Raw genomic sequence first — 21,207 nt, 5'->3', positions numbered from 1 at the left:
GCGGGGACTGTAGCCGGTTTGGGCCATCCTCCGCTCGACTGTGGGAGGCGGCGGCTCCCGCTCATTACCGTGGCAGCGTCCACTGTGGGAAGCTTCCGGGAGAACCGATGACGCTCACGAGAAGGCGTCTCCTCCAGGTCACCAGCGCCGCGGTCGGAACCGCGACGCTCTCGATCCCCGCCAGCACCGCCCACGCGGTCACCGAAGCCGCGTCCGCGAAGGCGACGTTCCGACGCAACGCCTGGAGCCGGATGCGCGGCATGACAGCGCCGTCGTCCCTGACCGAGGCGGACATCGCCGCCTTCGCGGCCACGGGCGGGAACCTGCTGCGGGTCGGTTTCAGCAACCGCCCGTTGATGCGCAAGGAAGAGCCGTTCGACCTTGACCCCGGGGCCTTCGAACAGCTCGACCGAATCCTCGACAGCTGTGAGCGCCACGGTGTGCGGGTGGTCATCGACCCACACACGTTCCCGGGTCTGCGCGACGACTACACCACGTTCCCCGACGACGAGTTCTGGAAGGACCTTCGGTACCACGAGCTGGCGATGCGGCTCTGGGACGCCGTCGCATCGCGGTACCACGACCGCGGTGAGGTCCTCGCCGGGTACGACCTGCTGAACGAGCCAGCCGTCCCCGACATCCACGCCGAGGAAGGCCCGGCGAGCTGGAACGCCCTGGTCCTCGACCTGGTGGCCACGATTCGAGCACACGACCCGGACCGGCCCATCCTCGTGGCCTCGGCCATCTCCCCACGGCGTGACAGCCCGCTGTGGTACACCCGGTTCGAGTCGGTGAACGCGTTGCCACCACCGCCCGACCCGAACATCGTCATCACGCCGCACATGTACGCCCCGCACGCCTTCACCCACCAAGGGGTCAGCTACCCGGAAGGCGTGGCGTACCCAGGAGAGGTGCCAGGGGAGGCCTGGGAGGGTCTACCCGCGTCGGTGTACTGGGACTCGGAAACCATCCGCCGGTACCTCGCCCCCGCGCTGGAATACCAGCAGACCTACCAGGTGCCCATCTTCGTCGGCGAGTTCAGCGCGCCGCGCTGGATCGGGGACAGCGGCAACCGCTACCTCCGCGACACCATCGACTGGTTCGAGCGCTTCGGGTGGAGCTGGGCCTACCACGCCTGGCGGGAGTGGCACGGCTGGGACGCCGAGCTCAGCAACACCGACAAGGACGACCTCACCCGTTACCCGACCACACCTCGCTTGGAGCTGCTCAAGGGGTACTTCCGCCGCAACCGACGGCGACCCCGGTGACGCTCACCTCACCGGGTGGTGTCCACGAGCAGGTCCAGACCGAAACCGGGAGCGTCCGGGACGTGCAGTACGCCGTCGACCGAGCGGTAGGCGGAGGTGTCGACGCCATCCGTGGTGCCCGGAACGCCCTCCACGAGGGGGACGTTGCCGAGACCGGCGGCGATCTGCGCGGCGTACAGCGACTTGAGGGGCAGGCCCCAGGCGTGCGGTGAGGCTCGCACGCCGAGCTCCGCCAACCGTGGCATGAGCGCCCGCCACCGGGTGAGCCCGAACGACACGACGTCCATGAGAAGGACGTCGAGCAAGCCTTCCTTGCCGAGGTCGAGCAGGAAGGGCACGTCCGGCTCGGACTCGCCGTCCGCGACGAGGGTGCCTCGATCGGCGAGGTGCTCCCGCAACCGGCGCAGGTCTTCCCGGTTCTCCGGGAACGGCTCCTCCAGCCAGAACACGTCGCAGTCGGCCACCGCGTCGAGGTAGTCGAGAACGTCGGCGCAGGTATAGCCGTCGTTGGCGTCGACGAGGATGCGACAGTCGGGGAAGGCCTCACGTACCGCCCGGGTCACGTCGACGTCGCGTCGCCGTCCGGCTTCGGGCGCCATCCACCGATGGCCACGCCCGATCTTGACCTTGAACGCGCGGAAGCCCAACGCGTAGTCGTCCCGACAGTTCGCCAGGACGGCGTCCAGGCCGCGCGGCGCCTCGTCGGGGTCCAGGTCGTCGAAGTAGATCGCCCCGTCGTACCAAGGCACGGCCCGCGTCCCATGCCCGCCGAGCAGCTGGTGCACAGGCTGGTCGAGCAGCCGGCCGGCGAGGTCGTGGAGGGCGAAGTCCAGCGGCGTCGCGAGCGCCTCGACGACGCCGACCTTCGGGTCGAACAGCTCGTCGACCCGCCGGCCGACGAGCGCGGCCACGTCCGTGAGATCCCCCGCCGCCAACCCCCAGCCCTGCCCGCCTTGGTCGGTTCGCACGCGCACGACCGTCTGCTCGGGCCCGGCACCGTGACTCCCGAGGCGTGCGTTCCGTCCGACGGTTCGGGGGTACCGGGTGGTGACCCGGGCGACCTCCACGGTGGCGACACGGTGGTCCGACCACGACACGATTGGCTCTCCCTCCGCCAGTCCTGGCACCATGCGGTACCGGACACGACTGTGGCCGGCGACGAGTCCTCGCGGCTACCACACTGACTCGAGTTGGCCACGGCTGGCGAGGGGGTGACATGCGGGTCGAGCTGGTCGAGGGCGACATCACCAAACAGGTCGTCGACGTCGTGGTCAACGCCGCGAACTCCTCCCTGCTCGGCGGTGGCGGGGTCGACGGTGCCATCCACCGGGCTGGCGGCCCGGCCATCCGCAAGGAGTGCGAGGCCTTGCGCGCCTCCCGTTACCCCGACGGGCTCCCGACTGGGCAGGCGGTGGCGACCACGGCCGGTCAGCTCCCGGCGCGCTGGGTGGTGCACACGGTCGGCCCCGTGTGGAGCGCCTCGCAGGACCGCAGCGAGCTGTTGCGCGCCTGCTACGCCAACGCGCTCAACGTCGCCGACGAGCTGAAGGCGACCACCATCGCGTTCCCGTTGATCTCCGCCGGCATCTACGGCTGGCCGGTCGACGACGCGGTACGCCAGGCGCTGAGCGTCCTGCTGCCCGCCACACCCGCGGTGGTGGCGGAGGCGCGGCTCGTGCTCTTCGGGCAAGCCACCTACGAGACCGCCCTCGCCGTCTACGAGCAACTGCGACGCGACCACTGATCACTGCGTCGGCGACGTGTCCCGTACCGCTCACCGGCCGGGCTCCGGTTCGTCTCCTCGGGGAGCCATGCGCCTGGCGAGGACGCTCGCGGTGAGCGTCACCACGAGCGGCACGGCCGGTACGAGAACGGGCGCCACCACGAGGAGGACGCTGGCCACCACCGCCCCGCACAGCAGAGCGACCAGCTCGCCGACCTGCCGGCGCCGAACGACTGACGGCTTCCGCCTGGTCACCAGGTCATCGACGAGCCGGGTGAGGGTGCCGGTGAGGTACGTCGTGGCGCCACCGGGGATCGCCAGCTTGTTGACCGTCGCTGACTGCAAGCCCATCGCGCCCGCGAGCAAGGTCACCATCGCCTCACGAAGCAGCGGTCGTGGGGTGGAACCGGTGGCGAACCACGCCACGAACACAGCGGCGAAGACGACCAGAACCACATCGAGAGCGACGAGGGCGCGCCGCGGCCATGGCCACGCCCCCGCCACCTCGAGGTCGCGAAGCCATCGGGCGACCAGGTAGAGGCCGACGACGAACGCGACGATCGCGAGCGCTGGCCTGACCGTGGTGAGCGGTTCCCCTCGTCCGGCACCGAGCCCGAGGAGGACCAGGTTGCCGGTCATGACGCTGGTGAACACCCCACCCAGCACGGCGAAAGCGAAGACGTCCGTGGCACCGGTGCCAGCCGACAGCAACAGAAGCGCCAGAAGAGCCTGATCCCTCTGCTTCCAGCGCCTCCGCCGCCCACGCCACACCGGTCTCTCTTCCCGCCGAGGACTGGGCCAACCGAGCCACGGCAGGGCCGTGTCGTGACCGGTATTCGCCAGACGTCTGGCCTACGACCGATCATGGCGGGAAAGTACCGGAAGAGGAGCTTTGTCCCCGCTCGGCCGTATTCCGGGGAGGACCCATGCGCAGGGCCGCTCGACCGCTGATCGCCGGGCTCGCCGCCGTGGCCACGATGTGTGCGTCGGTGACCACCACCGCTCTCCCATCCGCCGAGGCCGCGCAGCCCACGACCACTCCCACGTCCGACACCACCGTGACCTATCGCGGGTACCAGGTGCAGGTGCCACGCACCTGGCGGGTGGTGGACCTCCGCCGCAACCCCAGGGCCTGCGTGCGGTTCGATCGCCCCGCGGTCTACCTCGGTCGTCCGGGCGACGTCCAGGACTGCCCCACCGACCTCGTGGGACGCACCGCCGGCCTCATCCTGCAACCGCTCGACCGCACCGCCCGAGAGCACCTGGCTCCGAACGTCGTCCCCGCGGTCGCCGGATCGGCGAAGGCGCCGGCGGTCGTGCCGTCTCTCGGCCACACGGTGCAGGTCGCGGTCGAGGCCGCCGGCGTCCTGGTGACCGCCGCGCACACCCCCGAGACCGAGGCGACGGTCCGGCGCATCCTCGCGACCGCGACGCTGACGTCGGCCGCGCGCCCAGCTTCGCTGTCGGCGGTGCGCACCGAACCGAAAGCGACCGCCTCCGTCATCCATCCCGGCGACTACACCGGCGCGGGCTTCGACGCCTGCGCCGCGCCGTCGCAGTCGGCGATGGACGCCTGGCTGAACTCGCCGTACCGCGCGGTGGGCGTCTACATCGGCGGCGTCTCCCGGGCCTGCGCGCAGCCGAACCTGACCGCGAGCTGGGTCTCGACACAGACGTCGAAGGGGTGGCACCTCATCCCCATCTACGTCGGTCTGCAGGCCCCCTGTACCAACTTCCGGAACAGGATGTCCTCCGATCCGGCCACGGCACGCAGCCAAGGCCACCAGGCCGGCGCTGACGCGGCCAACCTCGCCGCGGCGTTGGGCCTGGCGCCCGGCAGCGTCATCTACGAGGACATGGAGGCCTACACCCGAGGCGGCTCCTGCACCACCGCGGTGCTGTCGTTCCTCAGCGGCTGGACCGACGAGCTCCATGCCCGCGGATACCTGTCCGGGGTGTACTCCAGCGCCGCGTCCGGTGTCGCCGACCTCGTCGCCGCCTACAACAGCTCCACCTACTCCCGTCCCGACCACATCTTCTTCGCATGGTGGAACGGCCGCGCCGACGTCGACGGCGGCTCCTACATCCCGGACTCGTACTGGGCGAACCACCAGCGCATCCACCAGTACCGGGGTGACCACAACGAAACCCACGGTGGCGTGACCATCAACATCGACAACGACTACCTGGACGTCGGGAAGGGCTCGACACCGCCACCCACCGGGTGCTCCAACGTCAACCTCGACTTCACCAGCTATCCGACGCTGAGCTCCGGCTCCTCCGGGGCAGCGGTCCGGGCCGCCCAGTGCCTGCTGGACGGCCTCGGCTTCGATCCCGGGCCCATCGACGGACTGTTCGGTCCAGCGACCCAGGCGGCGGTCACGTCGTTCCAACGCAGCCGAGGGCTTGACCCCGACGGCATCGTCGGTCCCCGCACCTGGACGGCGCTGCTCTCGGCGGGCAGCACGCCGACCCTGCGGCTCGGCTCGACTGGCAGCGCGGTCTCGCGCCTGCAGCGCGCGCTGACCGCGGCATTGGGGCGCACCGTCACCATCGACGGGGTGTTCGGCTCGCAGACCGAACAAGCCGTCCGCGACTACCAGGCAAGCCGGTCACTCGACGTCGACGGCATCGTCGGGGCTCAGACCTGGGGAGCCCTGCAGGCTGGCCGATAGGAGACCGTGGATCACGACGAGTGCCGGGAGCGCAAAGTTTTGGCAGACTACCGGCAACGATCTTCCCCTGCTGGAGGCTGTGCATGGACGGTTCGAAGACCATCCCTCCCGGCATCGACCCCACCAAGCCGAACGTCGGCCGCATCTGGGACTACCTTCTCGGGGGCACCGAGTGGTTCGAGATCGACAAGATGGCCGCTGAACGGCTCAAGCAGCTCGCGCCCGAACTGGCAGAGGATGGCGTGTGGGCCAACCGAGGCTTCCTGCAGCGCTCCGCTCGGTGGTTGGCGGAGAAGGCCGGGATCCGTCAGTTCATCGACATCGGCGCCGGGCTGCCCACCCGGAACAACACGCACGAGGCGGTGCGTGCCGTCGCTCCGGACGCTCGCGTCGTGTACGTCGACAACGACCCGGTGATCTGCGAGTACTCCCGCTCGCTGCTCAAGGACACCCCGAACACCTTCTACCTCTGCGCCGACCTCGAGGACCCGGACTCGATCCTCAACAACTCCGACGTCCGTGCGCTCATCGACTTCAGCCAGCCAGTCGGGCTCATCCTCGCCGCCGTCGTGCACTTCGTCCCTGACGAGAGAGACCCCTGGGGTCTGCTCCGCCGCTACAAGGACGCGCTCGCGCCTGGCAGCTACGTGGCGCTGTCCCACGGGACGACCAGCCGGACCAGCCCAGAGCTCGTCGAGAAGGCCACCAAGCTCTACTCCAGCGCCTCCGCACAGCTCTACATGCGCTCGGAGGAGGACATCGAGCGGTTGTTCGAGGGCTTGGAGCTCGTTCCGCCCTACCCTGGCGCACCGGCGACCCTCACCTACGCGGGCTTGTGGGGCGCGGAAGTGCCGGAGGACGCGGACAGCGAAGGTTCCCGCTACTGGCTGTGCGGGGTGGGGCGCAAGCCCTGACCCGGGCGGCACGCCCCTCCCGCTCGGTTTGGTGCGGACCTGGTCCCAGGTACGCCCGGCTTTGGTGAGCTTGGGCCTGTCCGCGAATCCGGGAAACGCCGACTGACGCCGCGGGCGGGCGGACACCCGCTACCGTCCAGCGGGTGGAGAAGTCGTCGCGACCTGCGCACGACTCCGTCGCCGTGTCGCGCCGCCTGCGGGCGGTCGTCGCCGTGGCGGCACTCGCCGTCGGGGGCCTCGGCGCGTGCGTCGGCGATCCCGAGCCCGCGGCGACCAAGAGTCCTAATGCCGCGGCGGCGATTCCCACGCCGACCGACTTCCACCGTGGGCCGGCGAGCACCGCGCGAGGCGACGATCTCGTCACCGTCGAGACCTTGGTGACGAGACTCGACATCCCGTGGGGCGTGACGTTCCTTCCCGATGGGAGTGCGCTGGTCACCGAACGCCACAAGCGCCGGATCCTGCGGGTCGGGCCCGGCCGTGGCGCCGACGGCGAGCTCACCGTCCGTCCTGTCACGACGATCGAGGGCGTCTACGCCAATAACGAGGGCGGTCTGCTCGGTATCGCCGCCTCGCCTCACTTCCGGCGTGACCAGACGGTCTTCATCTACTACACCACGAAGAAGGACAACCGCATCGCGAAACTGCGGCTCAGTGACCGCCGCCCGAGGCCCGTTCCGATCGTCACCGGTATTCCCCAGGCGGGCGTCCACAACGGTGGCCGGTTGGCGTTCGGTCCGGACGGCTACCTGTACGCCACCACCGGCGACGCCTCGCGGGCCGGAGGTGCCCAGGACCTCAACGATCTGGGCGGCAAGATCCTCCGCATGACGATGGACGGGAAGCCGGCCCCCGGCAACCCGTTCAAGGGCTCACTGGTCTGGTCGTACGGACACCGCAACCCGGAGGGGATCGCCTGGGACGCCAACGGGACCATGTACTCCGCCGAGATCGGCGAGGCGGTCTGGGATGAGCTCAACCTCATCCTGCCGGGACGCAACTACGGCTGGCCCAAGGTTCAGGGCATGGGCACGGGACGAGGCCTCACCAACCCGCTGGTGGTCTGGCGCCCCGAGATCGGTGTGACGAACGGCATCGCCATCGTCGGTCAGACCGCGATCGTCACGTGCCTGCGAGGCCAGCGCATCTATCTCGTCGGCTTGGGTGGGCCGGTCAACATCGGAAGCGAGCGGATCGTCGGCTCCGGTGTCGGCGAGGCGAGCATTCGGTGGCGGCCGGGCGCTGGTATCACCGGTCGACCGTTGGAGGCGCTGACCGGGCGGTACGGGCGGATCCGGGACGCGGTCCGCGCGCCCGATGGCAGCGTCTGGCTGACGACGTCGAACCGGGACGGCCGTAACCAGCCGGTACCCGAAGACGACCGCATCCTGCGCCTCACCTTCCGCTCTCCGTCGCCCTCCTCAACGACTCGCTAGCACCTGGACCCTGTTCGAGGACTCGCTGACGCGACTGGCCACGACACCGCCACGCGCGACCAGGCATGCCATCGGCGCTGACGAACGGGCGAATCCACGGCACCGCGGGATGACTCGTCCGCCACGGTCTCGGACGAAAGCGGTGCCCGCGCCTCGTCGCGCGCTCATCGCCTGCTCGAGAAGTTCGCTGACGCGTGTGTGAACCGGGGTTGATCGGCTGCGAGACCGCGTCTATAAAGAGGCAACCTTTCCGGCTACGACCGAAAGTCGGCGGGAGCAGGAGGCCCGTGCCATGGACCGTCTCGAACGCTGCCTGGGCGCCCATTCAATGAGTCGGCGAGCTCTTCTTCGAGCCACAGCGCTCACGGGTGTCGCTGGTGCCGCCGGAAAGCTCCTGTCCGGCTTCGGTGGGCCAGCTCTCGCCGCGACCCGTGTCGCCTCGCAGGACATCCCCCACGACCCCGCGGCGAGTCCGGTCAAGACCGCGCCCACGTTCTACACACCGGAGAAGGTCGAGGCCGCGCGCCGCAACGTCGCGACGTATGACTGGGCCGCCAAGCTCCGCGACGCCGCGGTCGAGGCCGCGCGTCCCTTCGTCGAGGCGGACGACCAGTGGCTGTGGGACCTCGTCACCACGCAGGGCCTCCCCCGCAGCTACGCCGTCAACCAGGACGCGGGGTCGCCGATCACCGGGCAAGCCATCTACGAGTACGGCAACTATCCCTGGATCATCGACCACCTCACCCTGCCCTGGAAACTGGTCGACCCGTCGGTACCGGAAGACTCCGACCTGCCCCGGATCTACCCCACGAACGACTTCGCGGCGTTCTACCGCAGCGGGCTCGACGAGCACGGCCGGTTCGACCGGTCCCGAGCGGACGAAAGTCTCCTGGTCAACGAGCTCTACCCCGAGCGTGGCCCGACGTGGGGAGTCGACGACGGCTTCGGGTGGATCGACGAGAGCGGTCGGAAGTGGACGTTCATCGCCTACTACAACCACTGGGGTGTGTGGCACACCGGCGTGCTGGCGAAGGCGATCACGTCGCTCCGCGACGCCTACATCTACACCGGCGACCCGATGTACGCCCACGCCGGCCTGATCCTGCTCGACCGGGTCGCGGACGTGTACCCGTCGATGGACACCGCTCCCTACAAGCGAGAGGACGGCTTCCTCCACTCCGACGGCCTCAGTGGCAACGGTCGTGTCGTGGGCTGCATCTGGGAGACAGGCCTGATTCGCAACTGGGTCATGGCCTACGACGCGTTCTTCCCCGCCATCGCCGAGTCGGACGTCGCGAACGTCGTTCCCTTCCTCTCCGAGCAAGCTCGCACCTACGGGCTGTCGCCCAAGGACACACCCGAGCAGATCCGGCTCAACATCGAGAACGGCATCCTGCGGCAGGTCTGCGCCGGGGTGCTCGACGCCAAGATCTTCGGCAACTTCGGCATGCACCAGAACACACTTGCCTCGGCGGCGGTCGTGCTCGACGATCCCGAGCAGTCACCGGCGTGGATCGACTTCGTGTTCCGCAGCGGCGGCCGGGTGCAAGACCCTGACTACCGGGTGACCGGAGGCGCCTTCTACCAGACGCTGGTCGACCTGGTCGACCGTGACGGCGCGGGCAACGAGGCCGCACCGCACTACAACGACCTGTGGATCGGCCACGTCCAGGGCGTCGCCGACGTCCTCGCCGGGTACACCCGCTACCCCGACGCCGACCTGTACGCGCACCCGAAGTACGCGAAGATGTTCCAGATGCGGTACCGGCTGGCCATGCTTCGCCGCTACCAGCCGGAGATCGGGGACAGCGGCCAGACCGGCCTCTTCCCGTTGGCGGGGACGGCGAGCCAGCACGTCGCGGCGTTCGAGCGGTTCGGCTCACCGGAGTACGCACAGCTCGCCTACCTCGCCGGCGACGGCGACATCGACAGCCTCTACAGCGACGTCTTCGCCCTCGACGTCGCGGGTACGCAGGAACGCATCAGGGACATCATCGAGACACGGGGCGAGCTGAGCCTGCCGAGCGAGAACCTCACCGGCTACGGGTTGGCGGCACTGCGCGACGGGGCCGGCGAGCACGAGCGGACCGCGTGGGTGTACTACGGTCGGACCCACGGCCATGGACATCGCGACGCCCTGAACCTCGGCTTGTTCGGCTTCGGGATGTCCTTGCTGCCCGACCTGGGCTACCCGGAGTTCGCCGACAACAACGCGCGTCGCCACGAGTGGACGTCCAACACGATCGCGCACAACACCGTCGTCGTCGACGCGGCTCCGCAGGCGACCCAGTGGGTGGGCACTCCCAAGGGGTTCGCCGCCACCGAGCGGGTGCAGTACGTCGACATCGAGGCGCCGCAGGTCTACTCCCAGACCAGCGTCTACCGCCGGGCGGTCGCCCAGATTCGTGTCGACGAACAGAACTCCTACCTCGTCGACGTCTTCCGGGTCGTCGGCGGTCACGACCACTACTTCTCGTTCCACGCGGCGGAAGGCGCCGCGACCCCGGAAGGGCTGACGCTCGTAGGCCAGCCCGCCTACGGCCGGATCAGCTTCCCGTGGGGCACGCCCTCGACGACCGGACAGTTCGGCGCGCTCCACCAGGACATCACCGTGGAACCGGCCGACTCCTACCAGCTGTCGGTGCGGGTGTGGGATGACTTCGACGGGCCCACCGCGGGTTACCACACGATCCAGGTCCTGCTCGACGGCCAGGTCGTGGCGGAGGAGGACGTGGCCACGACGTCGGGGTGGCGCGAGCTCACCGCGGACGTCACCGACGCGCTGGCCGGAAAGAGCAAAGCGACATTGACGCTGCGTCTGTTCGAGAAGCGCGGAGTGTCGAACTTCGGTGTCGCGGTGCTCTTCGACGAGGTCCGAATCACCGGAGCGAGGATCGAGAACCCCGACTTCGAGGACGCCAGCTCCACCGCCTGGCGCACCGAGACCAACGCGCCGAGATTCACCGTGAGTCCCCACTCGACCGGCAGCTACGCCGGCCCGACCGTCGAGGCGCCACCCGCCGACGCTGCTCCCCGCGCGGGTGCGAGTGGTTTCGATTGGCTCGTCAACGTCGAACGCGACACCGCGCCGCCAGGCGCGTTCCGCGTCGACTGGTCGATCGTCGACACCTACCGGGTGCACGAGACGGATCCGGAGGCGCACGTCCGCCTCCGCGCCGTCCACCACGCCGACGACGTGGCGTTGTGCGACGGCATCCCGCCGCGCAACAAACCAGGCAACCCGAAGAAGCTGCGCTACGTGATCTCGCACCGGACTGGGGACGATCTCGCCAGCCAGTTCGTCTCGGTGATCGAGCCGTATCGTCGGACGCCGTACATCCGGTCAGTGCGGGAGGTGCCGGTCAAGCCGATCAGCGGATCGCTCGCACCACACGAGGCAACCGCGGTGCGCGTCGAGCTCACCGACGGTCGCGTCGACTACGTGGTGAGCGCGCTTCGGACCGACGTCGCGCTCCGAGTGGACGGCCGGTTCAGCTTCCGCGGAGCGTTCGGCGTGTACTCGCTGCGCCACGGCAGGGCCGAGTACGTGCTGGGACACGACACTCAGCTGATCGGCACCGAGCCCGCCCGCGAGGGGCCAGCGGCGCTTGTCGGAACCCTTCGCGACTTCACGCGGGAGCTGAGCGACACCAACCAACTGACCGTCGAGCTGACCGAGGACGTGCCGGAACCCGCCGCTCTCGTCGGCAGCTACGTGTACGTCGAGAACGACGGCGAGCGCAACGCGGTGTACCGGATCCACGGCGCGACCGCCACTGCCGGCAGCCCGCGAGCGCTGGTCCTCGACATTGGCGACGTCACGACCGTGCGTGGCTACGTGGATCCGTACGACTTCGACCAGGGATACCGCTACGACGTCGCTTCCGGCGCAGCCGTCCGCATCCCGCTGACTCGGGAGTGGACCGCACGCGCCTGACGGGGCTCCGCGTGGCGCGACACTTCCGTCGTCCTCGTCGCGCGCACCGTCGCAGGAGTCCTTCATGAGGCTGGGGGCCTCAGCCATCGCTGAGACCCCCACACCTGTCGAACTGTCGACCTCCCTCTCGACCGGGGCCCGTCACGTGCCGCCGAGGCCGGCCGTCGCAACGCCGCGGATGATCTGCCGCTGGAAGAAGATGAAGACCACCACGAGCGGCACTGCGGCGATCATGGCGGCCGCCATGATCTGGGCGTACCGCAGACCGTACGACGACTGCACGTTCGCCAGACCGACAGGCAGCGTCATCAGGTCAGGGTCGGAGGTGACGAGGAACGGCCAGAAGAAGTTGTTCCACGCCCCGATGAAGGTGAAGATCGACACGGCCGCGAGGATCGGCCGCGACAGCGGCATGACGATCTGCCAGAAGATGCGCCACCGGCTCGCACCATCGACGAGCGCCGCCTCCTCGAGCTCCTTCGGCAGCGCGTCGAAGAACTTCTTCAAGATGAAGACCATGACCGGCGCGGCCACCTGGGGCAGGATGATGCCCCAGTAGGTGTCGACCATCCGAAGGGCGAGCATCTCCTGGAACAGCGGCACCACGAGCACGTTGCCGGGCACGATGATGCCGGCGATGGTGATCGCGTAGAGGATGTTCATCCCCCGAAAGGGCAGCCGGGAGAAGGCGTAACCGGCCCACGCCGAGGTCAGCACCGTCATGACGGTCACGGCGGTGGAGACGATGACGGAGTTGCCGAACCACACGAGCACGTCCCCTTGGGCCAGAACGGCCGAGTAGGCCTCGGCAGTGAACCGGCTCGGGATCCAGGTCGGCGGATAGACCGTCGTCTCCGACTCCGGCTTGAGCGAGGTGTCGAACGCCCACAGCACAGGCAGCAACCAGAGCACAGCCAACACGGCCGCGGCGATCCACATCAGGACCCGACCGACCTTCGGCGTGAAGATCCGAGGCCCGGTGAGCTCCCTGGCGGCCTGTCGCTGGGACGTCGGGATGGTCGTCGTCGCGCTCATCGGCCGGATCCTTCCTTCGACGAGAACAGCCGCACCTGGATGAAGGCGAACACCAAGATGATGAGGAAGAACACGTAGGAGATCGCCGACGCGTAGCCCAGCCGGAACCCGGTGAAGCCCATGTCGTAGACGTACTCGAGGATCGGGCGGGTCGAGAAGTTCGGGCCGCCGCCGGTGAGCAGGTAGATCTGGTCGAAGACCTTCAGGCTCGCGATGAGCTGCAGCACCAGGATCAGACCGGTCACCCGACCGAGCAGAGGCAGGGTGATGTTGGTGAACTGCTTCCACGCGTTGGCACCGTCGATCGCCGACGCCTCGTACAGCTCCGGCGGGATCTGCTGCAAACCGGCAAGGTAGAGCAGGTAGTTGAAGCCGATCGTCCACCACGTGGTCGTGATGACGATCGAGATCATGGCCGTCCCGGGCTGACCGAGCCAGTCGACCTTCTCCAGCCCGATAGCCTCGAGCATGCCGTTGACGAAGCCGAAGTCGGTGCGGAACATCCACGACCACACCGTCGTCACGACCGTGACGGGGACGAGGAACGGCATGAAGTAGGAGAGCCGCAGCAGCCACCGCGCCGGCATCGCGTTGTTGGTGAGCAGCGCCATCACCAACGCCAGCACCACCAAGGGTGGCGTGCTCAGCAGGGTGAACTTGACCGTGTTCCACAAGCTGTCCCAGACGGCCTCGTCGGCGAACAGCTCCGCGTAGTTCGCGAAGCCCACGAACTCACCGAGGCCACCGGAGAGACTGGTGTTGAAGAAGCTGATACCCAGCCCCAAGAACACCGGGACGATGAGGAACGCGACGTAGAGGACGAAGAACGGCAGGATGAACCACAGGCCGGTCGGTACCCGTCGCCGTACCGACCCCGTCACTGGTACTGTGGCCGACTGCTGTTGAGCTACCACTTCCTGGGCGGCCATGCCGCACCTCCTCGTCGCGTGAGGCGAGCACCGGTCATCGCACGCGTCCGTGAGCTAACTCGAGACGACATTAGACGGGCGAGGGAGTCTTCAGCAGCTTGTTCATCGCCGCTTCGAACTGGTCCATCCCTTCGTCAGGCGTGAGCGTCCTCCGGTAGACCGCGAAGAGCGCCTGACCCAGCTGGTTCTCGAACTCCGAGCCGGCTCCGCTGAACCATGCCGGAGGGTCGAGCTGCGCCACCTCGGCCGCTCCGCGGTAGTTCGACTGAGGACGCAGCTCGAGGTACTCCTCGCTCGTGGCGAGTGGCTGGTACGCCGGGACGTGCCCGCCTCCCGCCCACGTGATGTCCTTGAGCAGGCTGGAGATGAACAAGTAGGCAGAGCGATCCGTCTCGGGGTCACGGGACCACTGGCGTGGCAGCACCAGCGCGTGGGAGTCGGCGAAGACCAACGGCTCCGGCCCGAACAGCGCCGGTATCGGGACCATCGTGAAGTCCGGCTTGCCGGTCTCCTCTTGGGCGGTGACGAAGGTCGGCAGCTCCCAGTTCCCGTTCACCAGCAGCGGTGTCTCGCCGCTGGCGAACGCCGCGACGCCGGCGCCGTAGTCCATCGTCGCCGAGGCGCGCTTGCCGTCGAAGACCTGCAACCAGAATTCGAGGACTTCGCGCATCCGTTCCCGGTCGTACTCCACCGTGCCGCCCTCGGGGAGCACGATGTCGCCGCCTGCTTGACGGTAGAAGGTCCAGAAGCACCGCCACAGCGTCGCCGTGTCGTTCGCGGTGGCCAGCGCCACGCCTCCCGCCACCTCGGACAGCTCGTCCAGAGCGGACAGGAAGTCTTCCGGGCTGCTGAGCTCCACCAGGGCGTCCGGGCTGGCGAGCAGGCCAGCTTGCTCGACCAGCGGTCGGTTGACGTAGAGGACGATGGTGTGGACGTCGAGGGGCACCGCCATGAGCTTGTCGCCGTACGTGGCGTGCTCCAGCAGCACCGAGGGGAAGTGCTCGGGCCGCACATCGAACTCGGCCAGCAGGTCGAGGTCGAACGGATCCAGCAGGTCCTCGGCGTACTGCGGGAGCCTGGTCAGGTGGGCTACCGCGACCTCAGGTGCTCGGCCACCGGCCGCCGCCATCGCGAGCTTGGTGTAGTAGGGCGCGCCCCACGACAGCGTCACCGCCTCGAGGTTGATCTCCGGGTGCTGCTCACGGAACGCGTTCTGCATCTCGACCATGCGGACGCCGTCGCCGCCACCGAAGAGGTTCCAGTAGCGCACCTTGCCGCCACCACGGAACACCGAGCCTCCGCAGCCGCCGAGCATGGTGGCACCCGCGAACGCCGCACCTCCCAGGAGGAGTCCTCGGCGACTGACGCGGTGGACATCTCGCCGTGCTGTGCTCATGGCTTCTCCAAGCCGTTGGTCATCGGGACGCTCACACAGACCATGACAGGGTGCGATGACGTGTCGCTCGCGTGGTCACGGCGAGCGTTCGCCAGGGTCGACGTCCGAGCACACACCGAACCGCAAGCCCCTCCCAGTACCCCACGGCCGACCGTCGAGGCCGATCGCCCCCGCACACCTATGACCCGGCATGTTGCAGCGTTGTAAGGCCTGGTGGCAAGGAGCGGACGGAACGCAATGTGGCCGAAATCTGTCACGCCGGAGTCCGACATCGGCCATCCCCATGACACCTCCGCCACCTCCGACGTTCGCGAGGGTCGCAACAAGGGCCGTACGGCTGTTTCCCCGTTCCCCCGGATCCCTCGTGTGCCGCGACAGTGCTCCGACCCGGGCTACGATTCGATGAAGTACTGCTCAGGATGGGTGTGCCCCGGCGTCTGCACCGTGTAGGTGTCGATCATCTCCGCGGGAACGTTACGGACGTTGTTCTTGACGATCCCGTAACCATTGGCCTCGAGTCCGACTCCGATCACCTGGAAGTTCTCCTTGGCGATGGCCAGGATCTCCTTCATCAGCACGAACTGGCGCTCCTGGTCGGTGGTGGCGAGGATCTCGTCGTACAAGGCCATCTGACGCTTGTTGAACTCCGGCGGCTCCTCCCCCGACGCGCCACCGGTCTGGTACCACTCGGCCCAGCGAACCGCGAACCGTGACCCGCCGGGGAGCTGCGGGAAGAAGTAGAACGGCTCCAGCAGGGTGGCCATCGCGTTGTACCCACCCTGGTCGCCCTGCCAGATCACGACGTCGTGCTCGTTGGCCGCCACGCGCTCGATCCACAGGGAGCGGCTGCGTGGCTGCGCCATGACGTCCAAGCCGACGGCCTTCCAGTAGGCCGCGATCATGTGGGCGGTGTCGGCCCACTCCGGGCGCAGCTCCGCGCTGAACTCGAGGGTGAAGGCCAGCGGCTTGCCGTCCGGTCGGAGTCGACGACCCTCCCCGTCTCGGGCGGCGTAACCGGCCTTGTCGAGGTAGCGGTTGGCCAACTCCACGTCGTACTCCAGGTACTGGGTGGCCATCTCCTCGTCGAAGAACTCCGACTCCGGCCGTGGAGCGGCTTGCCAGGGTCGTCCTTGCTTCTGGAAGGCGGCGTCGATGATCTCCTGGCGGTTGATCGCGTGCGACAGTCCGATGCGAAAGTCCTTGTTCTGGAAGGCCTCTCGGAGGACCGGATCCTTGTGCGTCAGGTTGAGCTGGATCAGCGTGTGGTTCATCGATCCTGACCGCAGGGCGAAGAAGTCGTAGTTGCCCCGGCTTCGGCCCCGCGCCAGCACCGGCTTGTTGGTGAGCGTGTTGAAGTGCCGGCAGTGGATGTCGAAGTCACCCGCGATCGCCTTGGTGACCATGACCTGCACGTCGTTGATCAACTCGAAGACGACGCGGTCGATGTAGGGAAGCTGACGTCCCTCGGTGTCCACCTTCCAGTAGTACGGGTTTCGCTCGGCGACGGCGCGGGTGCCACTCCCCGGCGCGCTCGTGAACTTCCACGCCGACAGCACAGGGAGCTCGACATTGCGGTAGGGGTCGAGCTTCGCTCCGTACCACGCGACCCAGTCCTCGAACCCCTCGGCTTTCGCCATCTCGTCGGCGTCAGGGTTGTAGGCCGCGTGGAAGCGCTGGGCGTAGTGTCGGGGGTGTCCGATGAGGTGGCGCCCCAACGCGGTGCACTGACGCTGCAGGAACAAGCCGTCCGGCTCATCCAGCGTGATCCGGACGGTGATGTCGTCGACCTTCTCCGCCCGCCCCGGCCACGGCGGAACGGGGTACAGCTCGGGATTGCTGAGCACGTCGTTCTGCGCGAAGACGATGTCGTCAGCGGTGAACGGCGCACCGTCCGACCACTTGACACCACGCCGCAGGCGGAACGTGTAGGCAGTGGCGTCGTCGCTTGCCTCGAACTCCTCGGCCAGATTCGGGAGCACCCGGGTCCACTCTGGATCCCAGCGGAGCAAGTAGTCGTAGAAGAGGATCCGCGCCGCCCACGAGGTGTCCGCACTGCCCTGCAACAGCGTGTGCCACTCCCCACCGTACTGGCCAGGGCGCTCCACGGGCTGGACGACGGCCGGGTTCTCGGGCAGACGCTCCTTGACAGGAGGAAGCTCGCCCGCCTTCACCTTACGCGCGAGCTCGGGCGCTTCCACGCCACGGGCCGCCTCCCCGTCTCCAGACCGCCCTCGAGTGTCCGGGTCGGTCGACAGGAATTGACACCCTGGTAGACCGAAGGTCACCAGACTCACGATCCCGCTGGCTCGCAGCAGATCTTTCCGGGACATCCCACGGGTCTCGCCGTGCTTGGCATCCATCGCGTCTCCCGGCACGTTCTCCGATGACAAGCACCGTCGCACCCGCACGGCGGGTGCGCAAGAGGGCCCTCGCCGGGTGGGTCAACTGTGGTCATCTGCGGCGGTGAGGACACTGACGCCCTCACCGCCTCGTGGCCGTTCTCGTGCGGCGGTCACATGACGTCGCCGATCCGAACGGCGGCATCGTCCCGTAGCGCGCCGGCCTCGGAGACGGGCACTCCGCACCGTGGATCGATGCGAATCCACGCGAGGTCCCGATCCTTGATCCCCCAGCCATACCAGCCGGCCTCGGGGGCCAGCTGTGGGTTCGTGTACCACATGTCGCCGAGCCCATCCGCGACGACGAGTGGCTCGGACAGGCTGGGTCCGAGCTGAAAGATCTGACCGGTGAAGACGGTGGCGAAGACTCGTCCGCGGTGGACGAACGTCTCGCCATAGCTGCCGATGAAGCCCTGCTGTCGCACGGTCCGGCTCGGTAGGTCGAGCGCGAACCACGTCCCAGCCTCTCGCTTCATGACGCCGTACAGGATGCCGCGATCGACGATGACGTCCTGCGTGGTGCGGTGGCCAGGCAAAGGTTGGATCTCCCACAGCACCGAACGAGTTCGCAGATCGAACGCCACGACGGACGCGCTGTCGCGGGTGGGCGACACGCCGCCTCCGCCAAGCACGTCTCCACCCAGGTACGCCACTCCGTCGACGGCATCCACGGACATGATGGACTGCCCCTCGATGATGCCGGGGTAGACGTCCATGTCGCCGGTTCGAGGATCGAACACCGTCAACGCACCCTCGAGCAGGCCAGTGCCCGGCGCGGAGGCGACGACGATGAGACCGGTGCGCTCGTCGTAGTCCATGTCCCACGGACGCTGCTGGTCGTGCAGGATCGTCCCGAACCGGTGGACCTCCAGCGTCGCGGTATCCAAGGCGACGAGCTCCGTGCTCGGATACAGCGCCATGTAAACCAGCCCGTCGTGGACCAGCATGGCCTTCACCTCGCCCGGTACGCGGACACGTGTCGACGTCCCCGTGCTCGGCTGGTGGACCTCGACCGCCCAGTGGCCGCCGACGTACACAGTGCCGTCGTCCGTCACCGCGATGGCTTGAGGGCGCTCCGGTCCGGGCGGAAAGCCGGCCTCGATCAGGTCGACGTAGGTGAACGTTCCACCGTTCACGTCCAGCCACCACACGGCGCCACTGCCGGCCGCACCGACCATGGTGCTCTCGTCGAGGAGAACGATGGCTCGGTGCTCGTCGTAGGGCGCTGGTGTCGCGATTCGCTCCATCTCGGTGGCTCCCGGGCGGTAGCGGTAGAGGCTGCCGGACCGACGAGTCGTGGCGTAGATCGTGGCGTCCGGGCCGACCGCGAGAGCGTCGATGAGCACCTCGGAGTCCGGCAGCTCGACCATCAGCACCTCGGAGCCGTCGGTGCGCATGGTGATGAGCTTGTGGGACGAGGTGGTGATGAGCCGATCGCCGTCGACCGTGATCGGCCCATAGCTCTGGTCACCGAGCTCGGGTGGGTTGAGGTAGCGGACCGAGTGGTCACGTCGGTCGATCGCCACGAGTCGCCCAGGGGTGTAGACGGAGGCGTAGACGTGCGTGTCGTCGGCTGCGATGTATCGCGCGTATTGCGCCCCGGGAACGGGTCGCGCGATGAGGACAGCCTCATGCGTGTCGGTCCGGATCTCCCAGATTCCACCGTCGGGATAGGTGGCCGCGTAGACGGTGCCGTCAGGCGCGGTGGTCAACGCCCAGACGTAGCCAGACGAGCCGCCGAGCCGCGCCACCGTCAGCACCTCGCCCGTGGCTGGATCGAATCGGTGGACGTCTGGTACGGGGTACATACCCACGTAGATCTGGCCGCCCGACACGGTGGTGGCCCAGCCACCCTCCCCACTGGGGAGCTCGACGGTGCGGACCACCTTCTTCGTCGCGCCGTCGATCTCGGCGAGCACCGGCGGCACGAGACCCCGACTGACCACGTACACGTTGTCGTCGTGGACGGTCGCGCCGACGATCGCCGCCGTCGTCGAGGCCGGGCCAAACGTCCGCACGCCCGCGTCGGTGCACCGGCCCTCGACCGAGGACGCCGACGCCTCCGACACCACCGACGCCGAGCCGCTCCACGCCGGCGAGGTGTCGGTCGCCGCGTGGGCGACCGAGGACGGTGTGAGGAGAACCGTCGCGACGAGTGCGAGGACCGTCGCGACGACGCCAGCCACACCGCGAGACGCCACACCGGGAAACGCCACCTGGCGCATGCCACGCCCCCTAACTCCTCGATCACATTCCGACGGCGTACCACCGCCTTCAGGCGGCGAGGGAGCCTCGCGCGGTCTCCTCACCGAAGCGACTCACGTACGATGCCGCCCGCGAGCACACACCACGTGCTCGCGTCGACGACACCGTTCGGTCGAAGTCCATGCAGGCGTTGGATGTGCTGAATCGCCTGCCACGTCGGCTGGTCGATCCGACCGGTCAAGGCGACGTCGGTGTAGCCCTTCCACCGCAGGATGTACTGGACGGCCGTCACCGCGACGCCTTGGGCGGTGTGGTCGAGCGACGGGACGAGCGACTCCCACGTGGGTGGCGTCACTGTGGCGTCCACATCCACCGGAATGCCGTTCCGGGCCTGCCAGTCCTGGACCGCGGCCGTCGTCAACGGACCGAAGACACCATCGACGTCGAGCTGGTAGCCGTGGTGGTTGAGCAGGTACTGCACGAGCCTCACCACCGGCCCACCGACGAAGCGCCAGATATCCGGCCACCGACGGGCGGGCGCGTCACCGGGTCCCTCCCCAAGGCCTTCGGCGACCCGACGCCGCAGCTGCGGGAACATCGCGTAGAAGGCGATGCCCGGACATTGGGTGTCCCGGAAGTCCCAGTGCCCGAAGATGTCCCAGGCGTGAAGTGAATACTGCTGACAGATGACGACGCACAACCGCGTGAGGGAACGGAGAAGCGCCTCCGGCGGTCGTTCGGTGATGTAGGTGCCCTCGTTCTCGATTCCGATCGCCCGGCCGTTCTCACCAGGGCAGTGAGCGGAAATCACCTGTCGTTCCCCCAACGACAGCGTCTCGAGACTGCGATGCCGTCCTTCGAGCACGTAACCGCCACGGCTCACCGTGAAGTGCTGCCCGGTGTCCACCCAGCCGTTGCCGTCCATGTGCAGGTCTTGGCAGTCGCGCGCGAGCTGAATCGCGTGCTCCCGCGAGTAGTCGGTGACGTTGGGGAAGGCCATGTGGTGGACGATGATTTTGTTGGTGGCGATGTCACTCAGCTCGATCGTGCCGTTCGGCGGCCGGGCGCCCCATTCCTCACAGCTGATAATCCACGGGAATTCATCGCCGGGCGCGGCGTGTGCGGCGGCCGCCGACACCACATCAGCTCCTATCATCGCGGCGGTCGCCGCACCAAGGCCGGCCTTGACGACAGTGCGACGGGCGACAGGGGAACGCGGGACATCCATGGGGCTCTCCCCTCTGGACGCGGCGAGCTTTTCCCTTTGGTACACCGTGGTGATGACAAGCG

Annotated in this window: 14 protein-coding genes; 6 read left to right on the top strand and 8 right to left on the bottom strand. The window is 68.1% G+C overall.

Features of this window, described 5'->3' with window-relative positions; all coding sequences use genetic code 11:
* The first annotated feature begins 107 nt into the window (after positions 1-107).
* Positions 108-1,268: a glycoside hydrolase family 5 protein gene (locus DFJ64_RS13205; RefSeq protein ID WP_115850724.1), complete on the top strand. Its 1,161-nt coding sequence runs from the start codon at positions 108-110 to the stop codon at positions 1,266-1,268.
* 8 nt (positions 1,269-1,276) lie between these two features.
* Here DFJ64_RS13205 and DFJ64_RS13200 read toward each other — a convergent pair whose 3' ends face one another.
* A complete protein-coding gene (locus DFJ64_RS13200; RefSeq protein WP_245941112.1) occupies positions 1,277-2,242 on the bottom strand; it encodes a mandelate racemase/muconate lactonizing enzyme family protein in 966 nt (321 codons plus the stop codon).
* A gap of 242 nt (positions 2,243-2,484) precedes the next feature.
* On the opposite strand from DFJ64_RS13200, the gene DFJ64_RS13195 reads away from it, so the two are divergent.
* Entirely contained in the window at positions 2,485-3,012 is a 528-nt protein-coding gene (locus tag DFJ64_RS13195) for an O-acetyl-ADP-ribose deacetylase (protein WP_115850722.1), read from the top strand.
* Positions 3,013-3,042: 30 nt separating this feature from the next.
* On the opposite strand, the gene DFJ64_RS13190 is transcribed toward DFJ64_RS13195, so the two are convergent.
* The gene (locus tag DFJ64_RS13190) at positions 3,043-3,762 is read right to left on the bottom strand and encodes a YoaK family protein (RefSeq protein WP_281268505.1); all 720 of its coding nucleotides are present in this window, start codon (positions 3,760-3,762) and stop codon (positions 3,043-3,045) included.
* A gap of 155 nt (positions 3,763-3,917) precedes the next feature.
* On the opposite strand from DFJ64_RS13190, the gene DFJ64_RS13185 reads away from it, so the two are divergent.
* The 4 genes from DFJ64_RS13185 (at position 3,918) to DFJ64_RS13170 (ending at position 11,953) form a co-directional block, all read left to right on the top strand.
* A complete protein-coding gene (locus tag DFJ64_RS13185; protein ID WP_115850720.1) occupies positions 3,918-5,666 on the top strand; it encodes a glycoside hydrolase domain-containing protein in 1,749 nt (582 codons plus the stop codon).
* Positions 5,667-5,749: 83 nt separating this feature from the next.
* Positions 5,750-6,580, top strand: coding sequence for an SAM-dependent methyltransferase (locus DFJ64_RS13180; protein WP_115850719.1), 831 nt, complete (start codon positions 5,750-5,752; stop codon positions 6,578-6,580).
* Positions 6,581-6,723: 143 nt separating this feature from the next.
* Entirely contained in the window at positions 6,724-8,016 is a 1,293-nt protein-coding gene (locus DFJ64_RS13175) for a PQQ-dependent sugar dehydrogenase (protein WP_170152607.1), read from the top strand.
* Between the two features lie 292 nt (positions 8,017-8,308).
* Positions 8,309-11,953 carry a heparinase II/III domain-containing protein gene (locus DFJ64_RS13170; RefSeq protein ID WP_115850718.1) on the top strand — a complete coding sequence of 1,215 codons (3,645 nt, stop codon included), beginning with the start codon at positions 8,309-8,311 and terminating at the stop codon, positions 11,951-11,953.
* A 141-nt stretch (positions 11,954-12,094) separates the two neighbouring features.
* Here the strand turns inward: DFJ64_RS13170 and DFJ64_RS13165 are convergent, their stop codons facing one another.
* The 6 genes from DFJ64_RS13165 to DFJ64_RS13140 all read right to left on the bottom strand — a co-directional run bounded on the left by DFJ64_RS13165 (position 12,095) and on the right by DFJ64_RS13140 (position 21,145).
* Positions 12,095-12,988, bottom strand: a complete 894-nt coding sequence (locus DFJ64_RS13165) for a carbohydrate ABC transporter permease (protein ID WP_115850717.1) — start codon at positions 12,986-12,988, stop codon at positions 12,095-12,097.
* The gene (locus tag DFJ64_RS13160) at positions 12,985-13,917 is read right to left on the bottom strand and encodes a carbohydrate ABC transporter permease (protein WP_115850716.1); all 933 of its coding nucleotides are present in this window, start codon (positions 13,915-13,917) and stop codon (positions 12,985-12,987) included. The genes DFJ64_RS13165 and DFJ64_RS13160 overlap by 4 nt, the downstream gene beginning before the upstream one ends.
* A 70-nt stretch (positions 13,918-13,987) precedes the next feature.
* Positions 13,988-15,313 carry an extracellular solute-binding protein gene (locus tag DFJ64_RS13155; RefSeq protein WP_115850715.1) on the bottom strand — a complete coding sequence of 442 codons (1,326 nt, stop codon included), beginning with the start codon at positions 15,311-15,313 and terminating at the stop codon, positions 13,988-13,990.
* A gap of 392 nt (positions 15,314-15,705) precedes the next feature.
* The gene (locus DFJ64_RS13150) at positions 15,706-17,673 is read right to left on the bottom strand and encodes an ABC transporter substrate-binding protein (RefSeq protein ID WP_115850714.1); all 1,968 of its coding nucleotides are present in this window, start codon (positions 17,671-17,673) and stop codon (positions 15,706-15,708) included.
* Between the two features lie 152 nt (positions 17,674-17,825).
* Entirely contained in the window at positions 17,826-19,937 is a 2,112-nt protein-coding gene (locus DFJ64_RS13145) for an NHL repeat-containing protein (RefSeq protein WP_115850713.1), read from the bottom strand.
* Between the two features lie 80 nt (positions 19,938-20,017).
* Positions 20,018-21,145 carry a peptidoglycan recognition protein family protein gene (locus DFJ64_RS13140; protein ID WP_115850712.1) on the bottom strand — a complete coding sequence of 376 codons (1,128 nt, stop codon included), beginning with the start codon at positions 21,143-21,145 and terminating at the stop codon, positions 20,018-20,020.
* Positions 21,146-21,207 lie beyond the last annotated feature (62 nt).

Source organism: Thermasporomyces composti (genome assembly GCF_003386795.1).
Taxonomy (GTDB): domain Bacteria; phylum Actinomycetota; class Actinomycetes; order Propionibacteriales; family Actinopolymorphaceae; genus Thermasporomyces; species Thermasporomyces composti.
The sequence above is the reverse complement of the archived record's forward strand: the minus strand, read 5'-3'. Positions and strand labels throughout refer to the sequence as shown.

Coding starts and splice junctions, on each gene's coding strand:
- DFJ64_RS13205 (WP_115850724.1), top strand. CDS start 108: ATGACGCTCACGAGAAGGCGTCTCCTCCAGGTCACCAGCGCCGCGGTC.
- DFJ64_RS13195 (WP_115850722.1), top strand. CDS start 2,485: ATGCGGGTCGAGCTGGTCGAGGGCGACATCACCAAACAGGTCGTCGAC.
- DFJ64_RS13185 (WP_115850720.1), top strand. CDS start 3,918: ATGCGCAGGGCCGCTCGACCGCTGATCGCCGGGCTCGCCGCCGTGGCC.
- DFJ64_RS13180 (WP_115850719.1), top strand. CDS start 5,750: ATGGACGGTTCGAAGACCATCCCTCCCGGCATCGACCCCACCAAGCCG.
- DFJ64_RS13170 (WP_115850718.1), top strand. CDS start 8,309: ATGGACCGTCTCGAACGCTGCCTGGGCGCCCATTCAATGAGTCGGCGA.
- DFJ64_RS13165 (WP_115850717.1), bottom strand. CDS start 12,988: ATGAGCGCGACGACGACCATCCCGACGTCCCAGCGACAGGCCGCCAGG.
- DFJ64_RS13160 (WP_115850716.1), bottom strand. CDS start 13,917: ATGGCCGCCCAGGAAGTGGTAGCTCAACAGCAGTCGGCCACAGTACCA.
- DFJ64_RS13155 (WP_115850715.1), bottom strand. CDS start 15,313: ATGAGCACAGCACGGCGAGATGTCCACCGCGTCAGTCGCCGAGGACTC.
- DFJ64_RS13150 (WP_115850714.1), bottom strand. CDS start 17,673: ATGGATGCCAAGCACGGCGAGACCCGTGGGATGTCCCGGAAAGATCTG.
- DFJ64_RS13145 (WP_115850713.1), bottom strand. CDS start 19,937: ATGCGCCAGGTGGCGTTTCCCGGTGTGGCGTCTCGCGGTGTGGCTGGC.
- DFJ64_RS13140 (WP_115850712.1), bottom strand. CDS start 21,145: ATGGATGTCCCGCGTTCCCCTGTCGCCCGTCGCACTGTCGTCAAGGCC.